This window comes from Roseateles sp. P5_B10, from assembly GCF_056400485.1.
Genome location: NZ_JBFULE010000563.1, coordinates 1 through 3542, shown reverse-complemented (window position 1 = coordinate 3542; position 3542 = coordinate 1). Strand labels below are relative to the sequence as shown.

The 3542-nt window shown below is 68.6% G+C and carries 4 protein-coding genes; 1 reads left to right on the top strand and 3 read right to left on the bottom strand.

What is annotated here, in order from left to right; genetic code table 11:
• The 3 genes from AC1DU6_RS23850 to AC1DU6_RS23840 all read right to left on the bottom strand — a co-directional run.
• A partial coding sequence (locus AC1DU6_RS23850) for a carbohydrate ABC transporter permease (RefSeq protein ID WP_477860092.1) occupies positions 1-579 on the bottom strand: 579 nt, incomplete at its 3' end.
• Positions 492-1703, bottom strand: a complete 1212-nt coding sequence (locus AC1DU6_RS23845; RefSeq protein ID WP_477860090.1) for a carbohydrate ABC transporter permease — start codon at positions 1701-1703, stop codon at positions 492-494. The genes AC1DU6_RS23850 and AC1DU6_RS23845, both read right to left, overlap by 88 nt.
• The gene (locus AC1DU6_RS23840; protein WP_477860088.1) at positions 1700-2932 is read right to left on the bottom strand and encodes an extracellular solute-binding protein; all 1233 of its coding nucleotides are present in this window, start codon (positions 2930-2932) and stop codon (positions 1700-1702) included. The genes AC1DU6_RS23845 and AC1DU6_RS23840 overlap by 4 nt, the downstream gene beginning before the upstream one ends.
• 317 nt (positions 2933-3249) lie before the next feature.
• On the opposite strand from AC1DU6_RS23840, the gene AC1DU6_RS23835 reads away from it, so the two are divergent.
• The coding region (locus AC1DU6_RS23835) for a glycosyl hydrolase 2 galactose-binding domain-containing protein (RefSeq protein ID WP_477860086.1) at positions 3250-3542 on the top strand (293 nt) is incomplete at its 3' end.

The window sequence follows — 3542 nt, the reverse complement described above, 5'->3', positions numbered from 1 at the left end:
GAAGAGCACGACGGCCGGCAGCGAGGCGAGCAGCGACCCCGCCATCAACACGGCGGCCGATTGCGGGTTGAAGCTCAGGTCGCCCGCCATCTTGCCGAGTTGCAGCGGCAGGGTCAGCGTGGCCGCGTCGTTGACGACGAGCAGCGGCCACAGGAAGTTGTTCCATTCGCCCACCGCCACAGGGATGGCAATGGCCGCCAGAGCTGGCCGCAGCATGGGCAGCACGACGCTCCACCAGATGCGCAGCGTGCCGGCGCCGTCCAGGGTCGCCGCGCTGATGAGTTCATCGGGCACGCTCAGCATGGCCTGGCGGAAGTAGAAGACGACGAAGGCCTTGGCCAAGCCCGGCACCAGCAAGGCGGCGTACGTGTTGATCCAGCCCAGCTGCGCCACAGTGACGAAGTTGGGCACGATGGTGACTTCCCACGGCAGCATCATCGACACCAGCAGCGCGCGGAACAGCCAGCGGCTGCCGGGGAAGGGCTTCTTGGTTAGCACGAAGGCGACGAGGGACGCCGCCAGCAGGCTGACGACCGTGACGACGATGGTGACGAGCAGGCTGTTGGCATAAAAGCGCAAAAAGCCGTGGCCCTCGACCTGCACCTGCAGGATGCCGGCGAGCTTGGTCGGATCGGCCGTGGTACCGGCCCAGTCGGGGTTGAAGAAGTTGCGCGACGTGGGAGCGTGGGGCAGCAGCGTGGGCGGCTGGCGCAGCAGCTCGGCCACGGTCTTGAAGGCGCCGGCGGCCATCCAGTAGTAGGGCAGCAGCATGGCGGGCACCAGCAGCCACAGCGGTGCCTGGAGGAGGCGAGTCCACTTCRTCGCCCGCCCTCCCGGCCGATCAGCTTGAGGTTCAGCCAGGTCAGGCCGAACAGCAGCGTCGTCAGCACCCAGGCGGCCGCCGAGGCCAGGCCCAAGTCGAGCTGGCGAAAGCCCCGGTCGAAGAGATAGGTGACCAGCATCAGCGCCGAGTCCAGCGGGCCGCCGAGCGTCTCGACCGCGCCGTAGAGCAGATAGGGCTCATAGAAGACCTGGAAGCTGGCGATCATGCCGGTCACGCTCACATAGACCAGTGTGGGGCGCAGGTTGGGCAGCGTGATGTGCAGCAGCTGCTGCCAGCGTGAGGCACCATCCAGACGCGCGGCCTGGTAGAGCTCTTCGGGGATGGCGCGCAGGCCGGCGACGAAGATGACGAGGTTGTAGCCGAGCACCGACCAGACGCCGACGAGGACGAGAACGGGCATCGTCCATTGCGGGTCACCGAGGAAGCGCGCCGGCTCCAGGCCGACGGCCGCGCGGATGCTGTTGAACAGGCCATAGGCCTCGGAGTTGGCCAGCCACTTCCAGGCTGAGATGGCGCCGACGCCGCCGGCCACGGCCGGCAGGAAGAAGGCCACGCGCACCCACTGGTGCAGCCGCGAGTTGCTGCCGAAGTTCAGCGCCAGCACCAGGCCCAGCAGCACGGCGATGACCGACACCGAGGCCATGTAGGTGGCGGTGTTGCCCAGCGCCGTCCAGAAGCGCTCGTCGGCGAAGAGCTCGGCGTAGTTGCGCAGGCCGATCCAGTTGGGGGCGTCGGTGGCGTGGTAGTCGGTGAAGCTCAGCCAGGCGGAGCGCAACACGGGCCAGACGCCGAACAGGCCGAACAGGGCAAAGAAGGGCGCGACGAGCAACATGTCACGGCCATGGCGGCGCCAGATCATGGCTGCGCTCCCAATGCTGCCAGTGCACGGTTCATGACGGCGGCCGCGCGGCTCAGCTCCACCTGTGGGTCGCCGCCGGCCAGCACGACGCGCTGCACGGCGCGGGTGACGATGTAGTCCTGGCGCATCCATGCGGGGCAGGGCGGCGGGCCCTCGGCGTCGGCGAGCTGGGTCAGCAGCGCCTCGCGGTGGGGCAGGGGCAGGGTGGCGATCTGATCCTGCCGGCCGGAGGGCAGCCACATGCCGCCGTAGGCCAATGCGGCCTCGGCCATGCGGCGCGTGACCTCGGGCTGGTAGACGGTGCGCATGAAGTCCAGTGCCAGCTCGCGATTGGGCGAGAAGCGTGTGATGGCCAGCACCGTGCCGCCCAGCACTGCGGTGCGCTTGCCCGTCGGGCCGATGGGCAGCGGCGCGGCGGCCCACCGCCCGACCAGGCCCTTGTGAACCATGTCCATTCGCGACAGCAGCCAGGTGCCGGACTGCATCAACCCGTAGGCGCCGCTTTCCAGGCCGCCGTCGGCGTCGGGCCAGCCATCGGTGGGCGCTTGCAGCTCGCGGTACAGGCGCGCGTAATAGGTCAGCGCACGCACGGCCTCGGGGCTGTCGATGACGGCGCGTGCGCAGTTGGCGTCGTAGACCGCGCCGCCGGCCTGGCGCAGGTAAGGGTAGAAGCCCAGCCAGCTGGTATTGCCCCATTGCTGTGCAAAGCCGTGTCCCTGGGCGCGTTGCGCGCGGGCGACACGGATGAAGCTTTCCCAGTCTCCGGGTGCCTCGGCAGCCAGGTCGCTGCGGTAGTACTGCAGCTGCACATGCATGTCGAAGGGGGCACCGTAGAGGCGGCCGTCCGGGCGGCGGATGGCGCGCAGCGCGCCGGGGTTGGCGTGCTGTTCGAGCTGGCGGGCGAGGTCGGGCGCAGCCTGGTTCAGGTCGACCAGAGCGCCCTTGGCGCCGAGCGCGATCGCGTAGGAGGTGCTGCCGGTGACGAGATCGGGCCCACGCCGGCTGGCCAGTGCCGCGGAGTACTTGGTCATCGCGTCAGCCCAGGGCACGTCGCGCACTTCCACGGTGACATCCGGATGGGTGGAGCGGAAAGCGGCGACGGCCGGCTGCATGACCTGAGGCGTCTTGTCGTCGCCCACCATCCAGATGACCAGGCGGGCGGCGTGGGCGAGTGGCACGCCGGCAGCGAGACCGAGGACCAGCGCCGCCTGGGTGAGCAGGGCTTTCATTGCGGGGGAAGCGCGTGGCCGGCTTGGCCACTTTGTCTCGTTGTTGTTTACTAAACGGACGGGATTATGTGCGGCAGTTGAGCGGCTGTGTTGACTGTCTCTTCCAGAAAACATCAGGAATATCCCCGAGTGCTAGCGTTGTCGTAGAGAAACAGAATGCGCAACAGAACAATGTTTAGCTTTGCTTGTGGCGAAGCAGGAGACAAGCCGCGGCCGCGTTGAGGCGCGGCGCAGAGGCTGATCGGCGAAGCGTGCCGTTCGGCTCGGGGTCTCCCGCCGCGGGCTGGTGTGCAACGCAACCGCAACGACTCCGACACGTGAGCCCTGAACGACTGATCGATCTGCACGACGACTGGCTGCTGGCCGAGGCGCCCGAGGGCCTTGGCGGGCCGGCGCTGTCGGCTCTGCCCGCTGATGCCTGGCTGCCGGCCACAGTGCCCGGCACGGCCCATGGCGCGTTGCTGGCGGCCGGGCGCATTCCCGATCCCTTCTACGGCATGAACGAGACCGAGGTGCGCTGGGTCGGCGAGCGCCGCTGGGCCTGGCGGCTGGGCTTCGAGGCCGGCGCGCTGGCCGACCACGAGGACCTGGTCYTCGAGGGTCTGGACAC